This window comes from Trichocoleus sp. FACHB-90 (genome assembly GCF_014695505.1).
Taxonomy (GTDB): Bacteria; Cyanobacteriota; Cyanobacteriia; order Cyanobacteriales; family FACHB-T130; genus Funiculus; species Funiculus sociatus.
The window spans coordinates 1-18,436 of the sequence record NZ_JACJOK010000076.1 but is presented as its reverse complement, the minus strand read 5'-3'; the positions used below and the strand labels follow the sequence as shown (position 1 = coordinate 18,436).

Below are 18,436 nucleotides of genomic sequence, written 5' to 3'. Positions count from 1 at the left end.
CTATTTGCAGTTTTTGTTTTTGCTCTTTTCGGAGATAGTCTTTGGCAGGCATCGCTTCTTGCTCTTACGGATAAATAAATTAATTATACGTTATTTAACTGCACAACAGCTTAGCAAGCTTTTATTGACAGCTAATGATGGGGTAAATAAAACTGAGCTGTGGGTATTATCGTTAGCTGATAACGGGCAAGAAGCGATCGCGTTTATTATTCAAGCGCGATCGCTTCTTCCCTAAATTCTCAAACCCCCAAGTAACGCCGTAAGAAACTCTCCAACGATTCCATCTTCATCCCAAAAATTGTCTCTAAATTCTCAACCTCTTGGGGCGTGCAGAAAAATTCATTGTCTAGCAACGTGCGAAAGGTGCCAAGAGCTTTAGACGCTTTCGGATTAACCAGTCCCAAAGCACTCCGGAACCCATCCAACACAAACAGTGGTGGGTTAATGATAATCGGCTCTGTGTTGAAGATGCGACCAAAAATCCGAGGGATATCCTGACGCTGAAGGACATCTGGCCCGCCTACGGGTAAAATTTGATTTCTGGCACCTTCAACGCTTACAGAGCCTACAGCAATCTGTGCCAAGTCGTCGGTACTCACGATAGAAGTCCGACTTTGGCGATCGCCAATAAGTAAATAAATCCCAGTTTCCCGGAATTGTTCTGCTAAAGGTAGAAGATTTGAGGCAAAACCAGATGGGCGCAGGATGGTGTAGTTTAAACCACTGGCTATTAGATACTTTTCGACTTCCCGTTTTGCCTTAAACGACGGTGCATCTTCATATCCCCTATCTACTCCCAGCACGGAGATAAAGACAAAGTGCTGGACACCCGCTTCTTTTGCTCGATCGATCAGTTCAATATTAGCTCGGTAGCCTAATCTTTGAGCATTGCCCTCGCCTCCGTGAGCGCTGATAATATACTGAACGCCCCGACAAGCTTTTTCGATATCCTTATCTTGCTGCAAGTCGCCGATAAATATTTCTGCTCCTCGGTGTTCGAGTTCGCTGTAGCGAGACGTGAGGCGGACAAAAGCCCGCACTGGCATTTGCCGTTCTCGAAGCGATCGCACGATCCGCCGTCCGAGTCCTCCTGTGGCTCCAGTTACTAAAAACATGATGTTAATTTCCTTTTTTTATGTTGTATTTTCCTCGTTCCCCGCCAGTGGCGGGGAACGAGAAATCTAAAATTCCACAATCACTGGGGTATGATCGCTGGGTTGAGGTAACTGACGTGGGGTGACATCAATGGTGCAGCTTTTTGAGCGTTCGTAAAGGTCTGGTGTCAGGTAGTGATGGTCAATTCGCCAACCCCAGTTCCGTCGGAAGGCCCCCGCACGATAGTCCCACCAGCTGTAATGTCCTGTCTCTATTGTGAATTTCCGAAAGGCATCTGCCAAACCTAATTCTAAAATAGAGCTTAAGGCTTGACGCTCTGCCTCGGATGCCATGATCCGACCTTTATAACTCGCTGGATCGTGTATATCTCGGTCTTCTGGGGCAATATTGAAATCACCGCACATACATAGGGATGTTAAATCTTGGAATCCCCCCAATTTATCGGGGGTATCGGATTTTGGATGAGGGGATTCTCCAATTTGGGCAGGCGAGACACCTGCGCTACAAATAAGGTGCAGGTACTCGCGCAGGGTTTTTAGCCAAAGAAGTTTGTATTCGTATTTTTCGCTACCTACGGCGGAACCATTGGGGACGTAAAGATTGAGGATGCGGACACCATCGACAACGCCAGTAATTACCCGCTTTTGTTCGTCTAATTCGCTGTAGGGACACGGCAGTGCCGTATCCCTACACAAAACAGGTGCAAAGCCTGTGCTGACATCCTCAAGGGGTTTTCGGCTGAGAATGGCAACACCGTTGTAGGATTTTTGTCCAGAAACGTAGACGTGGTAGCCTAGCGACTCTAAAGGCGATCGCGGAAAGTCTTTATCTACTACTTTTGTTTCTTGCAAGCACAGGACATCGACAGGATTATCCTGCAACCACTGCACCACATGATCCAGGCGAGTGCGTACTGAGTTGACATTCCAAGTTGCAACTTTCATCGGTTATTTGCTAATAGCTAATTGCTAATTGTAAATTGGCTTTCTCCCATTAGCTATTAGCAAATAACTATTCCCAAATTTTGCAACTCAAATCGCCAGCTTTTTGCGTCAGCCGGAAGTTTTCCCGGTAGTCTACGGGACAATCAATAACTGAAGGAACTTCCTGCTCTAAGGCAGTTTTTAAGGTAGGAATTAGGTCGGATGCAGATTCTACTCGGTAGCCTTTTAATCCCATACTTTCGGCAAATTTGACAAAATCCGGATTGCTAAAGTGAACAAAAGAAGACTCGCCAAAATGATTGTGTTGTTTCCACTCAATCAAGCCGTAACCACCATCATTAAATATTAAGGTGACAAAGGCAGTTCCGACGCGCAGGGCGGTTTCTAATTCCTGGCAATTCATCATAAAACCGCCGTCGCCAGTGACGGCTACAATTTTCCGATCTGGATAAACTAATTTAGCGGCTAAGGCACCTGGAATCGCGATACCCATCGCAGCAAAGCCATTAGAAATGATACAGGTATTCGGGCGATCGCAATGGTAGTGACGCGCCATCCACATTTTGTGCGCCCCTACATCGGAAATTACAATATCCTCTGGCCCCATCACTTGCCGCAAGTCATAAATTATTTTTTGCGGCTTGATTGGATACCCATCATCCGTTGCATACTGTTCGTAATCTGCCCGAATATCTGCCCGTAATTGTAGGGAATAAGGGGTGGGTTTGCCTCGTCGATCGGCACGTTCCATAATTTCCCGAAGCGAGTCGGAAATATCCCCCACAACTTCCACCAAGGGGATATAACTGCTATCAATTTCTGCTGGTGTAACTCCTATATGGACGATCGGAATTTCACCTAGAGGATTCCACTTTTTCGGGGAATATTCTATCAAATCGTAGCCGACCGCAATCACTAAATCTGTCTTATCAAAAGCACAACTGATGTGATCTCGCTGTTGCAATCCCACACTCCACAAGGCTAAAGGATGGGTGTAGGGAATTACACCTTTGCCCATGAAGGTATTCGCCACGGGAATATTTAGGCGAGTCGCAAATTCCGTTAAGGCTTCACTAGCATCAGCACGAATCGCGCCATTTCCAACCATAATTAAGGGATTTTGAGCCTGAGAAATTACCTCAGATGCCTTTTCAAGACTGTGGAAAGAGGCAAAAGTTTTCTCCAAACCATCCTTGTGAAGGGGACTGCCGACAGCGGTCATTTCAGCAATATTTTCCGGCAAATCAATGTGAACTGCCCCTGGCTTTTCGCTTTGAGCAATTTTAAACGCCTTACGCACAAGTTCCGGCGTAATGCTAGGACGAACAATCTGCTTATTCCATTTAGTAACTGGCTCAAACATTGCCACCAAATCCAGATATTGATGGGATTCGATGTGCATTCTGTCTGTGCCAACTTGTCCGGTAATTGCCACTAGAGGCGCACCATCCAGATTAGCATCTGCAACACCAGTCATCAGGTTGGTAGCTCCTGGCCCTAATGTTGAAAGACACACTCCAGCTTTTCCTGTGAGTCGTCCATAGAGATCCGCCATGAAAGCAGCACCCTGCTCGTGACGTGTAGTAATAAACTTAATGGAAGACGTTTTTAAAGCTTCCAAAACGTCCAAATTCTCCTCACCAGGAAGTCCGAAAATATATTCGACTCCCTCATTTTCTAAACAACGTACTAACAGTTCAGCTGTATTCATTTTTTCTGTACCTCTCTCTGGCGCTTCAGCGCCTATGTGGTTCGTTTTCACTTCATCTCACCCACACGGTTTTGATATTGACAAATTCATGAATTCCTTGGATACCTAATTCCCTCCCATATCCGGAACGCTTAATTCCACCAAAGGGCAGACGTGGATCGGATTTCACCATGCCGTTAATAAATACAGCACCAGCTTCTATTTCATTAATCAAGCGATCGCGTTCTGCCTCCACATTAGTCCAAGCACTCGCACCCAGTCCAAAAGGTGTGGCATTTGCTAACTTTATTGCAGCATCAATATCCTTCACCCGGAATAGTAACGCCACAGGCCCAAAAAATTCTTCAGCTTCGGCGGGGCTACCTGCTGGAATATCGGTCAAAATCGTGGGAAGATAAAAATTACCTTTACGGTCAGATAGTCGCTTTCCACCAGTGAGAAGTTTTGCGCCCACATTGACGCTTTCTTGAACTTGCCAATCCAAGTCTTTGAGAATTGATGGAGTTGCTAGCGGCCCTAAGTCGGTGTCTTTATCCATCGGATCGCCGATTTTCATCGCTTCAAACTTCTCGACTAGACGCTTTTCAAAAGAGTCCGCGATCGCATCCACGACTATAAAACGTTTCGCCGCAATACAAGATTGACCGTTATTCAGCAGCCTAGCAGTTACAGCAGTAGACACCGCTGCATCTAAATCTGCACTTTCTAAAACAATAAATGGGTCGCTTCCTCCGAGTTCCAAAACAACCTTCTTAATTTGTTTCCCCGCAGCAGCAGCCAGACTCATCCCCGCTGGTTCACTTCCCGTCAAAGTCGCCGCTTTCACCCGATCGTCTGCTATAATATTAGCGACTTTATCCGCTCCTACCAGTAAAGTCTGAAACGCTCCATCCGGAAATCCGGCTTTCTGGAAAATCTCTTCAATTGCCAAAGCACACTGCGGCACGTTGGAAGAGTGTTTAAGTAAGCCGACATTACCCGCCATCAGCGCTGGTGCAGCAAAGCGGAACACTTGCCAGAAGGGAAAATTCCAAGGCATCACGGCGAGGATAACACCGAGGGGCTGGTAGCGGACGAAGCTTTGACTTGCGTCAGTTTGGGCGGGGACATCCGCCAGAAACTCAGCGGCGCGTTCGGCATAGTAGCGACAGACGAGGGCGCATTTTTCCACTTCTGCGATCGCTGACTTCAGAGTTTTGCCCATTTCCAGGGTCATCATCTCGCCAAAGCGGACGCGATCGCCCTCCAAAATGTCAGCAGCTTTCATCAGCCATTGCGATCGCTCTGCCATTGGTGTATTACGATATTGCACAAAGCAAGAATCTGCTAATGCCAGCTTAGTTTCAATCCCCGCATCCGTCAGCGCCTCAAAGGTTTTTAGCGTTTCCCCAGTTGCTGGGTTAATCGTGGCAATACCCATTCGATCCTCCCTCCTATTTCAAATTCCATCGGGAGAGCCGTTTATAATAAATCCAGTAAATAAGGAAAAAGGAAAAATGCTCTCACGCAAAAAAAAGAATTCTTGAGTTTTTCCTTTCTACTCCCTTGCTCCCCAATCTCTACAAGTCTGCGTTATAGCTTCTCCCGAAGATTTCTATTCTAAGTTCTTGTTGTAGAGAGGGTTTGAGAGTATTAAGCACGTATACAATAGTTGTACTTCCTTAACAAAGTTTTTATATTTTGTAATTTTTCCGATAAAATAGCACTAAGGTTATAATTCATCTACTAGCGTGGAGTGTCCATCAATTCAGCCTAGCAACGACACTCGCCCTACTAGGTTATTAGGCACGAGCCAATCCCGAATAAGCGCCGGAATGCCGCTAAAGGAATGCCTCGTCCACACTCTTGGTGAAAATTACTGGCAGTAGAGGATTTACCAGGAATAATAGAGGATGGATGATTTGGAACTTTTCCACCGTAGCGGTCATGAATTTATGAGCAGCAACGAACAGTTATCTGCTATCAAAGCACCCGTAATTTTGGCGGTTGATGATGATGAAGATAACTTGCTGCTATTAACTTACGTCTTAGAGCCTCTAAATTGCACGGTCATCACAGCGGTTGATGCTCATACTGCTTTTGAAAAGGTAGAAATCGAACATCCGGATTTGATTTTACTGGATGTGATGTTGCCTGACTTAGATGGCCTCCAAATTGTCCATCAACTCAGGCAAGATTCCAAGACTAGGGCGATTCCTGTCGTCGCTGTGACGGCTTTGGCAAGAGAAGAAGATAGAAACCGCATCCTCACAGCCGGGTGTAATGACTATATCAGCAAGCCTTACTTAATTGAGGATTTAGAAGCAATCATTCACCGGAACCTTACTCGGAATCTGTCTGTTGTTGCTCCTGCGGAAGTGCCGATGGATTGCGCGTCATAGGTACAGCAGCTAAAACGACAATGCTACTGGTACGACTTGTTTCTAGGCTAGAGTGGATCATTAGATCGAGTACAGGTATTTCCACCACTTCCTCAATCAGATGCTGGAGTTTTTGGTGAATTGCTTTATCTAAATTAAACCGCATTCGCTCAACCAAGTTTTCTTTGCCACTATCGGCCAGAAATTGTTCTGGTTGAGTAACGGAATTGTCTATGACTATGGCAATTTTGTCACCGAGAATTTGGCAAGTAACTTTACTTGGCTGATGTCCTAGATGAGTGTGCCAGAAATCCTCAACCCGCTGTGAGAGCGTTTGTTCTAATTGAGCGCAAGTTGGTTTTAATTTCTCCTGCATAGCGATCGCTTTGAGGAAGAATAAATTTTTATACATTCTTAATTTGACTGTAACAGCGATAAAGATTCAAAAAATTACTCAAAAGATAGATATAAAAATACTAAAACTTGCATATTTAGCACCTAGACAAAGTAAAGGACTCAAGAGGAGGGGATTCATAAGCCCGATACCCGTTGCTCCGAACTGGGGAAGAAAAGAATTCTTTTTTTGCGTGAGTTTCCTTTATATGATTGCCTTTTTCCCAATCCCTTCGATGGATGACTTTTAAAACTCAGTGTCTCGGTGTCATACATCACATCCTTTTGAGTAATATTGAGTGAATTTAGCAATAGTTGCTATTTATCTCCAAAATATGCAATTTTTTGTCTATTTTTCTGTAAAATCAGGGTGCAAGCCAAACTGCCACTAGCTTGTTATGTTCTCCTTAATTGCATGGGCCATCAACCTAGTGGGGCAAATACGAGCCAGTCCAGTAAAAGTGCCTAAAAAAGCCACTTTGAGAATGCCTCGTTATAGGATTAATCTGAATACGGTTCACTTAAGGTTTCATCCAACACTGGTCGATTCCCCTAATCTTCCTTGAAAATCTCCCGAAAGAAAGAGTGTAGCGATCGCCTTCCCCCAGATACTTCAAGCAAGACAGAGGCAAATTGCTCTTAGCACCTTGTTCCAATCCGTCTTTGAAAGCAGCGGCGGGAAGAATGGCGAGAATTTTTATTCCTGGGGGCTGGGGATTTTCAAGTATGACTAAGTGAACTGTATTGAGAGCAACTTCTGCGATCGCCCGCTTTTGGAGAGGATAGCCTCGCGCAGTGATGACTTCCCCGGAACAAAGCATAAATTCGGATGCTAATAGCAACACTCAACAAGAAATTGTCACACAGCCTATGATTTTGGTTGTAGAAGACAATGAAGACAACTTATTGCTGCTTTCCGAAGTGCTACTGGCTATTGATTGCTCGTTCATCACCACCACCAACGGTAACGCAGCTATACTCTTAGCACAAACTTACCAGCCAAAACTAATTTTGTTGGATATTTTATTGCCCGATATGAGCGGTGAAGAAGTTGTCTACAATCTTAAGCAGAATCCCCAAACTATGACAATCCCAATTGTTGCTGTCACCGCTTTGGCAAGACCAGAAGATAGAAAGAACCTTTTATTCGCAGGCTGTAGTGACTATATTAGCAAGCCTTATCTAATTGACGATCTGGAAACTATTATTTTCCGCTATCTGGGGCAATTTTAAATATTAAATTTGTTCGTCAATTTAATATCTCATTCCCAGTTCTCGCACGCATCTTGCCTGCGCTATAATTATTATTCTCTGGTTTCTTGATCATGAATTGCGAACTTGAGGAGCGCTAGACAATACCACAATAGTACCAGTACGACCTGTTTCTATTTTGGCATCGCTGAGTAAGTCGATCACAGATACACCCAGCACTTCCTCAATTAAAGATTTAAGTTGTGGCTGTAGAGCCTTTTCTAAATCTGACCGTACTTGCTCCGCTAACTCCTCTTGACCATTCTGAGCTAAAAGTTGCTCCGGCTGAGTGATGGAATTTTCTAGAATGATGGCAAGTTTTTCATCAAAAATCTGGCAACTAACTTGACTCGGCTGATGCCCAAGCTGAGTGCGGTATAAAGATTGAATCCTCTGCGAAAGGGTTCTTTCTAGTTGCCCGCGTGTAGGAGAGGATGAGTCCATATAGCACAATTTAAAAGCAAAATATCATCAAAAAATATATCATCAGATAGATGATAAATACTAACTTTAACAGTAAAAAAAGTCTAAAAAATACTCCAAAGGAGAGATTTTCAGACAAAAAGCTGTTGTTAAAATTGCTAGTCTGCGGTCTGGGGATAGAGCAAAATCTTGTAGGTTTCGGGGGTGGGAGCGATCGCTTGTTCTACAGCTGCTGATAAATCTTCCAGAGGATAGCGATCGCTAATTAGTGCATCCACATCAATCCGCCCATTGAAGACAATATCTGCCGCCAAAGCTTGCACCCGATAAGACGAACTATAACTGCCCATTAAATCAATTTCCCGACGATACAAAATATTGGGATTAATGGGAATTTCCACCTCATCGGGGAACTCGGCAAAAAATAGAATTTTGCCACCTTTTCTGGTACAATCTAAAGCTTGGAAAAAAGCTTTGTCACTGGGAACTGCTAAGAGAGTTGTATCAACTCCCAAACCGCCAGTGAGGGCTTGAATTTTGCTAACAAAATCTGGATCGCGGGGATCAAAGGCAGCTTCAGCGCCAACACTCAAAGCTTTCTCGATGCGGGAAGGTAGGAGATCGGTAGCGATCGCTCTAGCTCCAAAATACTTTACCAGCATAATAAACATCAGCCCAATTGGCCCTGCGCCCGTCACCAGAACCGTTTGACCAGGAGCCACAGCCGCTTTCTTCACCGCCTTCAGACAGCAGTTGGTAGGCTCGACAAAACTCGCCTGCTCAAAACTAACCCGATCTGGAATCGGAATCAATCCGCCATTGCGGACAATGTGACCCGGAACCTTGACAAAATCTGCAAAACCGCCACCGCTGGGAGTAAAACCAGCCGTAGTAGTGATATTTTTGTAAACATCACACATTGAGAAGTTGTCATTCAGGCAGTAGTCGCAGTGCATACAGGGAATGTGGTGCATCACCACAACCCTTTGCCCCACTTGCCACCCAGTCACCTCACTCCCCACTTTGGCAATCGTTCCAGCCGTTTCGTGACCAAAGATGCGCGGCGGTTGGTACAGGGGATAGCGAATTTTTTTGATATCCGACTGACAAAGCCCAACTACCCGAACTTGTACCAGAACTTCATCCGCTGCAATATCTGGGACTGGTACTTCTTCGTAACTCAGTTGATTAACGCCTCTGAATACCTGTGCTTTCATGCTGATTTCTCACTGCTAACGTTACTAGATGTAACATTAGCAGTAAGCGTTTAGCTATCAAGTTTCACAATTAGTGCGATCGCTTATCTTACGGGCAAATTTCGGTACTCGATTATTTCGTTCTAATCTATCAAGCAGTTCGGTGACAGTGGACGGGGGGCGCGTAAGATCCGCCGCCTGCTGCCGAATTACTTCCAGCATCTCTTCTGGAAATAGGTCATCAAGGTATACTAGAAAATCATCTTGATGCCACGCCTCAATGCCCCAAGGAGCTAAATCCGCTGCCTGGAAGTCCTTGAGATTGTCAGTGACAATTACATCAGCCTTGGCAACTATAGCCGCAGCAACAACGTGGCGATCGCCTGGATCGTTCGTCATTACTGCAACTAGCTCTTGGGGTACTTCGACTATTGCTTCAGGGAAGTATCTCTTAATGATTGCCTGAAAGCTTGCTGCCTTTGGATCTGTCATCCTTCCTTGTTTCACCAGATTACCAGTAGCATCGTCCAGAATTTTTTGTGAAAAATAAACTTCGTATAAACCAGCCTCCGCAGCACGCAGCAGCGTGTCGCATAAAGGCATGGGTAAAATAACGCAAGAGTCTAATAGAACGCGCAAAGTTGCCATGCTACTAATCTCAGTCTGAAATTTCAGCTTCATAGAAGCCTTCATCTTGGAGAAACTGAGTTAGTTCTTTGAGTCCTTCTCGACGCTTAGTGTCCCGCTGTTCTTTGTATTTCATCAAATCTTCCGAACGAATACGTCGATGCGTTCCCACTGTAATGTAAGGAAGTTCTCCCTTTTCTAATAACTTTATTAAATAGGGGCGCGAGACGTTGAGAAGATCGGCTGCTTCTTGTGTTGTTAATTCGCGCTTGTGGGGGACTATGGATATAGCCTGACCCAATGACATTGCATGGACGACTTCACGCAGAACTTGATGAACTGATTCCGGAATGTAAATTTCTTCTCCATTGGCTGCTACCAGTTTCAATTGGGAGTTTTCCAGGTTTAGTATCCGCTGTAATTGCTTAATATCTTGCGCTTCTTGTTGTGGATTTGTAACTGAATTTATAGGCACAATGTGTCTTAACATGGTGCTTCTCCCAGATAATGATATAGCTTGTCCTTTCGCAATAATATAATACACACTACATAAACGAAATATCCGAAATGTAGAATAAACAAATTATCTTTTGGCGTGTAGAAAAATTCAGAAATGGTACAAACATTTACAGCTGATGTTTTGGTGGTGGGAGGCGGTACCGGAGGAACAGCAGCAGCCGTACAAGCTGCCCGTTGTGGTGCCAAAACTGTCTTAGTAAGCGAATTTACCTGGCTGGGCGGAATGCTAACCTCAGCAGGCGTTTCTGCCCCCGATGGCAACGAATTAGCAGCGTTTCAGACGGGACTTTGGGGCGAGTTTTTGCGGGAATTGCAGCAACGACAACCTGGAGGTTTGCACAATAGCTGGGTGAGTATGTTTAGCTTCGATCCGCGTGTAGGCGCCAAGATTTTTGCTTCTTGGGTGCAGGAATTGCCAAATCTGCACTGGATTTCGGGAAGGGTGCCTATGGAAGTTTTGCGAAGTAGCGATCGCATTCTCGGTGTCCGATTTGCCGATTTTACCGTCCATGCCCAAATAACTCTAGATGCAACCGAACTAGGAGATTTACTCCCTCTAGCAGAAATTCCGTATCGTTGGGGATGGGAAATGCAATCAGAGTTTGGCGAACCCAGTGCGCCAAACTCACCCAATCACCTTACCGAAAAATACCCAGTCCAAGCTCCCACTTGGGTAGCAATTATGCAAGATTTTGGCGAGGGTGCATCTCCAAAAATCGAAAATCCAACTCCCCCTACCTCCCTTAAAAAGGAGGGATTTGAAAATCCATTCCTGGGCGCTTGGGATAACTACGGTTGGGAGAATTTTCTCAATTATGGACGTTTGCCAGGTGGTCTTTTGATGATCAACTGGCCCGTATGCGGCAATGATTATGGTGAAGGCGTGGGGCGTTTGGTGGAATCAGAAGCGGCGCGGCGCGAATTTCTCCAAGAAAGTCTGTGGCATACTCAAAGCTTTGTCCAGTTTATTCAAACCCAGTTGGGGCGGCGTTTCGGCTTAGCAGAGAATATATTCCCTGAATCCTCAACAGACCAATCGCCAATCCAAAATCGAACTGGTGCTTATGCTTTGCATCCTTACTACCGAGAAAGTCGCCGCCTAGTGGGACTCGCTACGGTGCGGGAGCAGGATATTTTACCTGTGGTTGGGCAAGTTGCACCTTTGAGAATGAATGCTGCTGGACAAGTTCAGGCGATCGCCCTCGGTAACTACCCGAACGATCACCATTATCCCAACACTAATTTCTTAGTCAAACCAAAATCCCTCCGTTGGGGCGGGCGCTGGACTGGGACACCGTTCACAATTCCCTTCAGTTGCCTAATTCCCGCCTCAGTCGATGGTTTTCTCGTCTGCGAAAAAAATATTTCCGTGTCCCATATTGCCAATGGTGCCACGCGGTTACAACCAATCGTGATGAACATCGGTCAAGCAGCTGGTATGGCGGCGGCGCTTTGCATACAGCGGGGTTGTCAACCAAGAGATTTGCCAGTCAGAGTGCTGCAAGAAGCATTGTTGCAAGACAAACAAGCTGCATCGGCGATTATCCCTCTATTCAATATGCCACCCGACCGCCCCGACTGGCTGGACTGGCAACGTTACTACCTAGACAACCCAGAAGCCTACCCTAAGAATGGTAATTGCCCATTTACTAAGGATGGGGGATTGGGGATTGGGGATTGGGAATTGGGAATTGGAGAAGAGGAAAAAGTCTTACCTAGTCCCTCCCCAGTCCCCAGTCCCCAGCCCCCAGTCCCCAGCCCCCAGTCCCTCTTCACTGGCATCTTCCAGCGCCGCGCCGAACAGGATTACACCCTAACTGTCGGGGACGAGCAAACTTGGAATGCGATCGCTCTTAGCCCAGAGGTAGACCAAGCACTACAAACCTACAAAGACCAACAGACACTCTGCTTTTGGGGACATCTGAACCTATCGGGTAACTGGTTAGTTGTGGAAAAGATTTTACACAATCAGCTTCCACAGCAAGTCAAAAGTTAAAAGTCACGCATAGTTAAACACCGTCTTGGCAAGACATCAGCCGAGTGACTTTATGCAAGTTCAATCTGGAACACCTTAGCATCAATTAAGCTTCTTTACAGAAGTTCATCCGGGTGCATAAATAGGAACTCCGTATCAGGGACTATAACCCTGACACGGACATCTGCTATGCGCCCTTACACGTCTATCATGTTGTTGAGCTTGTTATCAATCTCTGTGGCAATTAATTCTGTGGGGATGTGGTCTAGCTTAACAAAAATACTCGGATCTTCGTTTGGAGATCAACAAATATCAGTTCAAATCGCTCAAGCCAAGCAAGATTGCCAATCTCCCCCCAGGGGAACCTCTCGCCGAGATACGGGTAAATGCTTTGATTGATTTTATCAGTATCGGTTCAAACTTAACAACAGGGAGTCAAGGAGCGCGATCGCCCATACCGACAAATTAATTATATTGCGATCGCCCACCTTGAAACCGGAAACAATCTCAAGACTGACGCATTTCCACAGTAGACTAATGTTGACTCTGGATGAGCATTAGGCATCTGTTTAAATGTCGGCGTCTGCCAATGACTGCGTAAGTCCTCAATTGCTCGCTCCCAGTGGGCCTCCTGGGTAAAAAACTATCGACAGACAGCAAACAACTTCAAAAAGCCTGTATGCTAGTGTACCAAGAAACACTGTTTGACACGCGACATTTGAGGTGTAGCCATTTATTCTTGCAACCATTGCTGTCTATGAGGTCTTTCTTTTCTATAATTAGAGATTATTATCTTGATACTATCGGGGTGCCTTGAGTTCAGCGGACGAGCGCGAGCCACTGGAACTCACTGCGAAGGTGAAAGATAAGCTTTTCACCAAGAAATACAAGTTTTATACTTTTGCGATGTAACCACCCCTCATATGATCAACGACCTCGATCTGATCAAACGCCTCAGCCCCGGCGCTATGGATCAGATCATGTTTTATTTAGCCTTCAGTGCCATGAGAACTGGCGGACACAGGCACGGGGCTTTTTTGGATGCTGCTGCCACGGCGGCAAAATGTGCCATATACATGACTTATTTGGAGCAGGGGCAAAATATCCGCATGACGGGACATTTGCACCACATTGAGCCAAAGCGGGTCAAGGTCATTGTTGAGGAAGTCAGGCTTGCCTTAACGGAAGGGAAACTGTTGAAAATGCTGGGTTCTCAAGAGCCTCGCTATTTGATACAGTTTCCCTATGTGTGGATGGAACAGTATCCGTGGCAACCAGGGCGATCGCGCATTTATAGCACCAGCCTGAACGCTGACGAAAAGCGCTACCTTGAGGAAAAACTGCCCGCTAATCTACCAGATGCTCAGCTAATCAACGCCTTTCAGTTCCTCGAACTGATTGAATTTCTGCACAAGCGATCGCAAGAAGATTTGCCAGAAGACCGACGCTTGGAATTGAGCGAAGCTTTCGCAGAACACATCAAGCGCCGCTTAATCTATTCCGGTACAGTGACCCGAATTGATTGTCCTTGGGGATTGCCCTTCTACGCCCTTACCCGCGCCTCCTATTCACCCGCCGAAGACGAAGAACGCACCTACATCATGGTTGAAGATACCGCCCGGTACTTCCGACTGATGAAAGATTGGGCAGAACGCCAGCCAAGTGTAATGCGGATACTTGAGGAACTGGATATTCCGCCAGATCAGATTCAGGAAGCCATGCAAGAACTCGACGTAATTGTTCGAGATTGGGCAGATAAATATCACCGCCCCGACGGTCAGCCAATTATTCTACAAATGGTTTTCGGGCCAAAAGAAGATTCCTGAATCCGGAATATCTCGTTTTCTCGTTCCTAATCCACAGCCTGAGAATGGCACCTGTGAGGGGGGAGCCTCAGCATCATTTCTTCAGCAGGGGGAGGCTCAAGCCATCCCCCTTTTAACGTTTCTAGGCGTAGTACAGGAATCTTGGCTGCCTTTCTAGAAGAATAAGCGAGGTAAAAAAAACTACACAGATGAAATTTTTGAGGTTAATCTGGGAAGAATTAACTTAACCTTCGTTAAAGACAGGAGCAAAAATGTCAACCGTATTTTCCACAAATCCATCGTCATCGAATGACAACGCCTCTGTCGGGGTACGGTATTTAGCCAACCGAGAACATTTAACGCTGCTCAAGCAGGGCGTAGGCATTTGGAATGAACTAAGAAAACATAGCCCAGAAAAACTCTCAGACCTCAATAAAGTAGACTTGCGGGGGGTAGACTTAAACCGAGCGGATCTTAGTGGTGCCGACCTCAGCCGAGCTGACCTGAGCCGTGCCGACCTCAGCCGAGTGGACTTTAAAAGAGCGGATCTATCTTGGGCAAACCTCAGCCAAGCTAACCTCCGCAGAGCCGACCTCAGCCGCGTCGATCTCCGTGGGGCGGATCTTCGGGGAGCTGACCTTTCCTGGGCGGATCTCTCTTGGGCAAACCTCGAAGATGCCAACTTGGAAGGAGCAAACCTGCACAAAGCCGACCTGATTTGGGCTAACCTGCGCGCTGCAAACCTCCATCGGGCGATTATCTACGGCGTAAGCTTTCACAGGGTAAACCTTTTCAAGACCATCCTGCCAGATGGCATTCATGATTAGGTGATGCAAATCTGGTGTGCTGCTACATTTAATTCTTGGCTGGACTTCTTAAAATTTTCTATAAATTTCCTGTAGTAGGGGCGATTTATAAATTGCCCCTACAGTTTTTATACAGATTATGAAATCAGTATTACTGCTTTGATGCACTGCACATTTTTATAAATCCCTACATAATGCAAAAACAAAATGGGGATCATTCACCTGTTGCATAAGTAACCACTATTTGGTAACTAAAGATACTGAACAATGCTGAAAGCTTATTAGGATAACTGAAAGATAGGCATTGTAGAAATTAATGACAGCCAAAAAGAATTTAATCGTTATTGGCAATGGCATGGTAGGACACAAGTTCTTAGAGCTGATGATTGCCAAAGGAGCAACGCAGCACTGGAATTTGATTACCTTCTGCGAAGAACCTCGCGTTGCTTACGATCGCGTTAACCTCAGTGGATTCTTCTCAGGAAAAACTGCGGCAGATTTATCTCTAGTTGAACCTGGGTTATATCAAGAAAACGGTGTTCAAATTCATATCGGTGATAAAGCAGTTGCCATCAATCGAGAAGAAAAAACAGTCACGTCTGCCAACGGTTTAACTGTTGCTTACGACAAACTTGTGCTAGCAACAGGTTCCTATTCTTTTGTACCGCCCATTAAAGGAAATGATGCCAAAGGCACCTTTGTTTATCGGACAATTGAAGACCTTGAGGCAATGTCATCCCATGCTAAAAATAGTAAAGTAGGGGTTGTTGTTGGCGGCGGTTTATTAGGTTTGGAATGCGCCAACGCTCTGAAAAGTATGGGTTTGACAACCCATGTTGTTGAGTTCGCTCCCCGACTGATGCCAGTGCAAGTTGATGATGCTGGCGGCAATATTCTTCGCAACAAAATAGAAGAACTTGGTGTGACGATTCATACCAGTAAATCAACTACGGAAATTGTTAGTGAAAATGGCAAAGTCGCTAAAATGACTTTTGCTGATGGTTCCGAGTTGGAAACAGACATGATTGTGTTTTCGGCTGGAATTCGCCCCCGCGATGAAATTGCTAGAAGTTGTGGAATAGAAGTAGGCGATCGCGGCGGTATTGTTATCAACGAACAATGTCAAACATCTGATCCAAATATTTATGCTATCGGAGAATGCGCCCTCTATCAAAATCGCATCTACGGCTTAGTCGCTCCCGGTTATACAATGGCAGGAGTAGCGGCGGATATCTTGTCCAATACAGCAACGAGCAGCTTTGCTGGCGCGGATATGTCCACCAAACTCAAACTTCTGGGAGTGGATGTTGCCAGTTTCGGGGATGCCTTTGCAAAATCTCCCGGCGCTAAAGAAATCGCCATCAGCGATACAGTTCAAGGTGTTTACAAAAAGCTGGTTTTAAATCAGGATGGTAGCCGTCTTTTAGGCGGAATTCTAGTAGGAGATGCTTCCGCTTACGGTACATTGCTGCAATTTGTGCAGAATGCGATCGCGCTCCCGCCTTATCCAGAAGATTTACTCATGCCACCCCGCGAAGGTCAGACTGCTACAGTAGGCATGGGTGTAGAAAGTTTACCAGATACAGCTCAAATTTGCTCCTGCAATAATGTCAGCAAAGAGCAAATTTGTACCGCGATTCAAAAAAACAATTTCACCGATATTGCCAGCGTAAAAAAATGCACTAAAGCAGGCACAGGTTGCGGCGGCTGCGTGCCACTGGTGACGGATATCCTCAAAGCTGAAATGAAGAAAGCGGGGATAGAGGTAAAAAATAATCTCTGCGAACACTTCGCCTATTCTCGCCAAGAGATCTATCATTTAGTGCGTTCTCAAAAAATCCTGACTTTTGAAGATTTAATTCAAAAACATGGGCAAGGTAAGGGTTGCGAAATTTGTAAGCCTGCGGTAGCTTCTATTCTCGCTTCCACTTGGAACGAGTATATTTTGGAGATGTCTCACGTAGGTTTGCAGGATACCAATGATTATTACCTGGCAAACATTCAGAAGGATGGAACTTATTCGGTAATCCCACGAGTTCCCGGTGGTGAACTAACGCCAGATAAGCTGATTGTATTAGGAGAAGTTGCCAAAGATTTTGGTCTTTACACCAAAATTACTGGCGGACAGCGCATTGATTTATTAGGTGCGCGAGTAGATCAATTGCCCCACATTTGGAAGCGATTGATAGATGCCGGATTTGAATCGGGACACGCTTACGGTAAGGCACTCCGCACGGTAAAATCTTGCGTCGGTAGCACTTGGTGTCGCTTTGGTGTGCAGGATTCTACCAGTTTGGCAATTGAGGTAGAACTACGTTATCGAGGCTTGCGATCGCCTCACAAACTAAAATCAGCAGTATCAGGTTGCACCCGCGAATGTGCGGAAGCTCAAAGCAAGGATTTTGGCATCATCGCTACAGAAAATGGCTGGAATTTGTATGTGTGTGGCAATGGTGGAATGAAGCCGCAACACGCGGTACTGTTAGCATCAGACATCGACAAGGAGACGTTGATCAAATATATAGATCGGTTCCTGATGTTCTATATTCGCACTGCAAATCGACTTGAGCGCACGGCAACTTGGTTTAACAAACTTGAAGGTGGAATCGAATACCTGAAGCAGGTAGTTATTGAAGATTCTCTTGGCATTTGTGCTGAGTTGGAAGAAGAAATGCAGCACCTTGTCAATACCTATCAATGTGAGTGGAAAGCCACAATTGAAGATCCGGAAAAGGTACAGCGTTTCCGTCACTTTGTGAATTCCGAAGAACCAGATCCGAGTCTCGTTCATGTAGAGGAACGGGGACAAAAACGCCCAGCTTATGAACACGAGAAAACTTTAGTTGGGATTTCAGAGTAACCTCACCTCCAACCCTCTCCCCGCAAGCAAAGAGGGGGCAAGAAGTTAGTAGGGTGGGAATTCCTCACCCCACAGGATAAGAGTTTCCAAGATTACTTAGCAGGAAGATACAATGATTCAAGCATTACCGATTCGTGAGACTATTACGCAGTGGGTTGATATTTGTCCACTGGCAGCGATCGCGCCTAATACTGGAGTTTGTGCTTTAGTTGAAGGTAAACAGGTGGCGATTTTCCGGGTAGGATCTGAGACTGATGTGTTTGCGCTGGGTAACTACGATCCCTTTAGCAAAACCGGCTCTACCGAACTTGTTATGTAAAAATGTTAAAAATGGCTAATCAAAATAGCAGAAACAGAATAGGTATAAGAAGTGACATTTGTTGCGGGGCTTGAATTCTGGGATTGATTGTGATTAAGTAGATGCAGTAAAAAAGCAGCCCCAGACTGGGT

At 45.5% G+C, this 18,436-nt stretch carries 18 protein-coding genes and 1 pseudogene; 9 read left to right on the top strand and 10 right to left on the bottom strand.

Features of this window, described 5'->3' with window-relative positions; all coding sequences use genetic code 11:
- Nucleotides 1–235, top strand: a 235-nt coding sequence (locus H6F74_RS29700) for a hypothetical protein (protein WP_206756343.1), incomplete at its 5' end; no start/stop codon positions are given.
- 4 nt (nt 236–239) lie between these two features.
- Here the strand turns inward: H6F74_RS29700 and H6F74_RS22495 are convergent.
- The 4 genes from H6F74_RS22495 to H6F74_RS22480 all read right to left on the bottom strand — a co-directional run bounded on the left by H6F74_RS22495 (nt 240) and on the right by H6F74_RS22480 (nt 5,191).
- Nucleotides 240–1,115 (bottom strand): SDR family oxidoreductase, encoded by an 876-nt coding sequence (locus tag H6F74_RS22495; protein WP_190444387.1) that lies wholly within the window; start codon nt 1,113–1,115, stop codon nt 240–242.
- Nucleotides 1,116–1,181: 66 nt separating this feature from the next.
- The gene (locus tag H6F74_RS22490) at nt 1,182–2,060 is read right to left on the bottom strand and encodes an exodeoxyribonuclease III (protein WP_190444386.1); all 879 of its coding nucleotides are present in this window, start codon (nt 2,058–2,060) and stop codon (nt 1,182–1,184) included.
- A 67-nt stretch (nt 2,061–2,127) separates the two neighbouring features.
- On the bottom strand, nt 2,128–3,771 hold the full coding sequence (locus H6F74_RS22485) for an acetolactate synthase large subunit (RefSeq protein WP_190444390.1): 1,644 nt from the start codon (nt 3,769–3,771) through the stop codon (nt 2,128–2,130).
- A gap of 52 nt (nt 3,772–3,823) precedes the next feature.
- Nucleotides 3,824–5,191, bottom strand: coding sequence for an NAD-dependent succinate-semialdehyde dehydrogenase (locus H6F74_RS22480; RefSeq protein ID WP_190444385.1), 1,368 nt, complete (start codon nt 5,189–5,191; stop codon nt 3,824–3,826).
- 472 nt (nt 5,192–5,663) lie between these two features.
- Here H6F74_RS22480 and H6F74_RS22475 point away from each other — a divergent pair, with 472 nt between their 5' ends.
- Nucleotides 5,664–6,152, top strand: coding sequence for a response regulator (locus H6F74_RS22475; RefSeq protein WP_190444384.1), 489 nt, complete (start codon nt 5,664–5,666; stop codon nt 6,150–6,152).
- Here the strand turns inward: H6F74_RS22475 and H6F74_RS22470 are convergent.
- Together H6F74_RS22470 and H6F74_RS22465 are read right to left on the bottom strand one after the other, a co-directional pair.
- The gene (locus H6F74_RS22470; RefSeq protein ID WP_199301528.1) at nt 6,094–6,543 is read right to left on the bottom strand and encodes a DUF2294 domain-containing protein; all 450 of its coding nucleotides are present in this window, start codon (nt 6,541–6,543) and stop codon (nt 6,094–6,096) included. The two genes, H6F74_RS22475 and H6F74_RS22470, sit on opposite strands and share 59 nt — an antisense overlap.
- Before the next feature lie 502 nt (nt 6,544–7,045).
- Complete coding sequence (locus tag H6F74_RS22465; RefSeq protein WP_190444383.1) at nt 7,046–7,345, bottom strand: hypothetical protein; 300 nt, start codon at nt 7,343–7,345, stop codon at nt 7,046–7,048.
- Here H6F74_RS22465 and H6F74_RS22460 point away from each other — a divergent pair.
- Nucleotides 7,323–7,757, top strand: coding sequence for a response regulator (locus H6F74_RS22460; RefSeq protein WP_190444382.1), 435 nt, complete (start codon nt 7,323–7,325; stop codon nt 7,755–7,757). The genes H6F74_RS22465 and H6F74_RS22460 overlap by 23 nt on opposite strands.
- Nucleotides 7,758–7,847: 90 nt before the next feature.
- Here H6F74_RS22460 and H6F74_RS22455 read toward each other — a convergent pair whose 3' ends face one another.
- The 4 genes from H6F74_RS22455 to H6F74_RS22440 all read right to left on the bottom strand — a co-directional run bounded on the left by H6F74_RS22455 (nt 7,848) and on the right by H6F74_RS22440 (nt 10,511).
- Entirely contained in the window at nt 7,848–8,219 is a 372-nt protein-coding gene (locus H6F74_RS22455) for a DUF2294 domain-containing protein (RefSeq protein WP_190422685.1), read from the bottom strand.
- Between the two features lie 137 nt (nt 8,220–8,356).
- Nucleotides 8,357–9,415, bottom strand: a complete 1,059-nt coding sequence (locus H6F74_RS22450; RefSeq protein ID WP_190444381.1) for a zinc-dependent dehydrogenase — start codon at nt 9,413–9,415, stop codon at nt 8,357–8,359.
- Nucleotides 9,416–9,472: 57 nt separating this feature from the next.
- Nucleotides 9,473–10,075: a PIN domain-containing protein gene (locus tag H6F74_RS22445; protein ID WP_199301526.1), complete on the bottom strand. Its 603-nt coding sequence runs from the start codon at nt 10,073–10,075 to the stop codon at nt 9,473–9,475.
- Nucleotides 10,053–10,511 carry a helix-turn-helix domain-containing protein gene (locus H6F74_RS22440; RefSeq protein WP_190444380.1) on the bottom strand — a complete coding sequence of 153 codons (459 nt, stop codon included), beginning with the start codon at nt 10,509–10,511 and terminating at the stop codon, nt 10,053–10,055. The genes H6F74_RS22445 and H6F74_RS22440 overlap by 23 nt, the downstream gene beginning before the upstream one ends.
- Before the next feature lie 123 nt (nt 10,512–10,634).
- On the opposite strand from H6F74_RS22440, the gene H6F74_RS22435 reads away from it, so the two are divergent.
- The 6 genes and pseudogenes from H6F74_RS22435 to H6F74_RS22410 all read left to right on the top strand — a co-directional run.
- A complete protein-coding gene (locus H6F74_RS22435) occupies nt 10,635–12,536 on the top strand; it encodes an FAD-dependent oxidoreductase (protein WP_190444379.1) in 1,902 nt (633 codons plus the stop codon).
- Nucleotides 12,537–12,810: 274 nt separating this feature from the next.
- Entirely contained in the window at nt 12,811–12,984 is a 174-nt protein-coding gene (locus H6F74_RS22430) for a hypothetical protein (protein ID WP_190444378.1), read from the top strand.
- 454 nt (nt 12,985–13,438) lie between these two features.
- A complete protein-coding gene (gene hetR, locus H6F74_RS22425) occupies nt 13,439–14,341 on the top strand; it encodes a heterocyst differentiation master regulator HetR (protein ID WP_190444377.1) in 903 nt (300 codons plus the stop codon).
- A 251-nt stretch (nt 14,342–14,592) separates the two neighbouring features.
- A complete protein-coding gene (locus H6F74_RS22420) occupies nt 14,593–15,147 on the top strand; it encodes a pentapeptide repeat-containing protein (RefSeq protein WP_190444376.1) in 555 nt (184 codons plus the stop codon).
- Nucleotides 15,148–15,442: 295 nt separating this feature from the next.
- A complete protein-coding gene (gene nirB, locus H6F74_RS22415) occupies nt 15,443–17,986 on the top strand; it encodes a nitrite reductase large subunit NirB (protein ID WP_190444375.1) in 2,544 nt (847 codons plus the stop codon).
- Nucleotides 17,987–18,098: 112 nt separating this feature from the next.
- Nucleotides 18,099–18,278: pseudogene (locus H6F74_RS22410) on the top strand (nitrite reductase (NAD(P)H) small subunit); the annotation flags it as partial.
- Between the last annotated feature and the right edge of the window lie 158 nt (nt 18,279–18,436).

Excerpts from the sequence above, each read along its gene's own strand:
- H6F74_RS22465 (WP_190444383.1), bottom strand. The coding sequence starts at position 7,345 with ATGCTTTGTTCCGGGGAAGTCATCACTGCGCGAGGCTATCCTCTCCAA.
- nirB (WP_190444375.1), top strand. The coding sequence starts at position 15,443 with ATGACAGCCAAAAAGAATTTAATCGTTATTGGCAATGGCATGGTAGGA.
- H6F74_RS22455 (WP_190422685.1), bottom strand. The coding sequence starts at position 8,219 with ATGGACTCATCCTCTCCTACACGCGGGCAACTAGAAAGAACCCTTTCG.
- H6F74_RS22480 (WP_190444385.1), bottom strand. The coding sequence starts at position 5,191 with ATGGGTATTGCCACGATTAACCCAGCAACTGGGGAAACGCTAAAAACC.
- H6F74_RS22495 (WP_190444387.1), bottom strand. The coding sequence starts at position 1,115 with ATGTTTTTAGTAACTGGAGCCACAGGAGGACTCGGACGGCGGATCGTG.
- H6F74_RS22440 (WP_190444380.1), bottom strand. The coding sequence starts at position 10,511 with ATGTTAAGACACATTGTGCCTATAAATTCAGTTACAAATCCACAACAA.
- H6F74_RS22490 (WP_190444386.1), bottom strand. The coding sequence starts at position 2,060 with ATGAAAGTTGCAACTTGGAATGTCAACTCAGTACGCACTCGCCTGGAT.
- H6F74_RS22450 (WP_190444381.1), bottom strand. The coding sequence starts at position 9,415 with ATGAAAGCACAGGTATTCAGAGGCGTTAATCAACTGAGTTACGAAGAA.
- hetR (WP_190444377.1), top strand. The coding sequence starts at position 13,439 with ATGATCAACGACCTCGATCTGATCAAACGCCTCAGCCCCGGCGCTATG.
- H6F74_RS22420 (WP_190444376.1), top strand. The coding sequence starts at position 14,593 with ATGTCAACCGTATTTTCCACAAATCCATCGTCATCGAATGACAACGCC.
- H6F74_RS22470 (WP_199301528.1), bottom strand. The coding sequence starts at position 6,543 with ATGTATAAAAATTTATTCTTCCTCAAAGCGATCGCTATGCAGGAGAAA.
- H6F74_RS22475 (WP_190444384.1), top strand. The coding sequence starts at position 5,664 with ATGGATGATTTGGAACTTTTCCACCGTAGCGGTCATGAATTTATGAGC.
- H6F74_RS22485 (WP_190444390.1), bottom strand. The coding sequence starts at position 3,771 with ATGAATACAGCTGAACTGTTAGTACGTTGTTTAGAAAATGAGGGAGTC.
- H6F74_RS22445 (WP_199301526.1), bottom strand. The coding sequence starts at position 10,075 with ATGAAGCTGAAATTTCAGACTGAGATTAGTAGCATGGCAACTTTGCGC.
- H6F74_RS22435 (WP_190444379.1), top strand. The coding sequence starts at position 10,635 with ATGGTACAAACATTTACAGCTGATGTTTTGGTGGTGGGAGGCGGTACC.
- H6F74_RS22460 (WP_190444382.1), top strand. The coding sequence starts at position 7,323 with ATGACTTCCCCGGAACAAAGCATAAATTCGGATGCTAATAGCAACACT.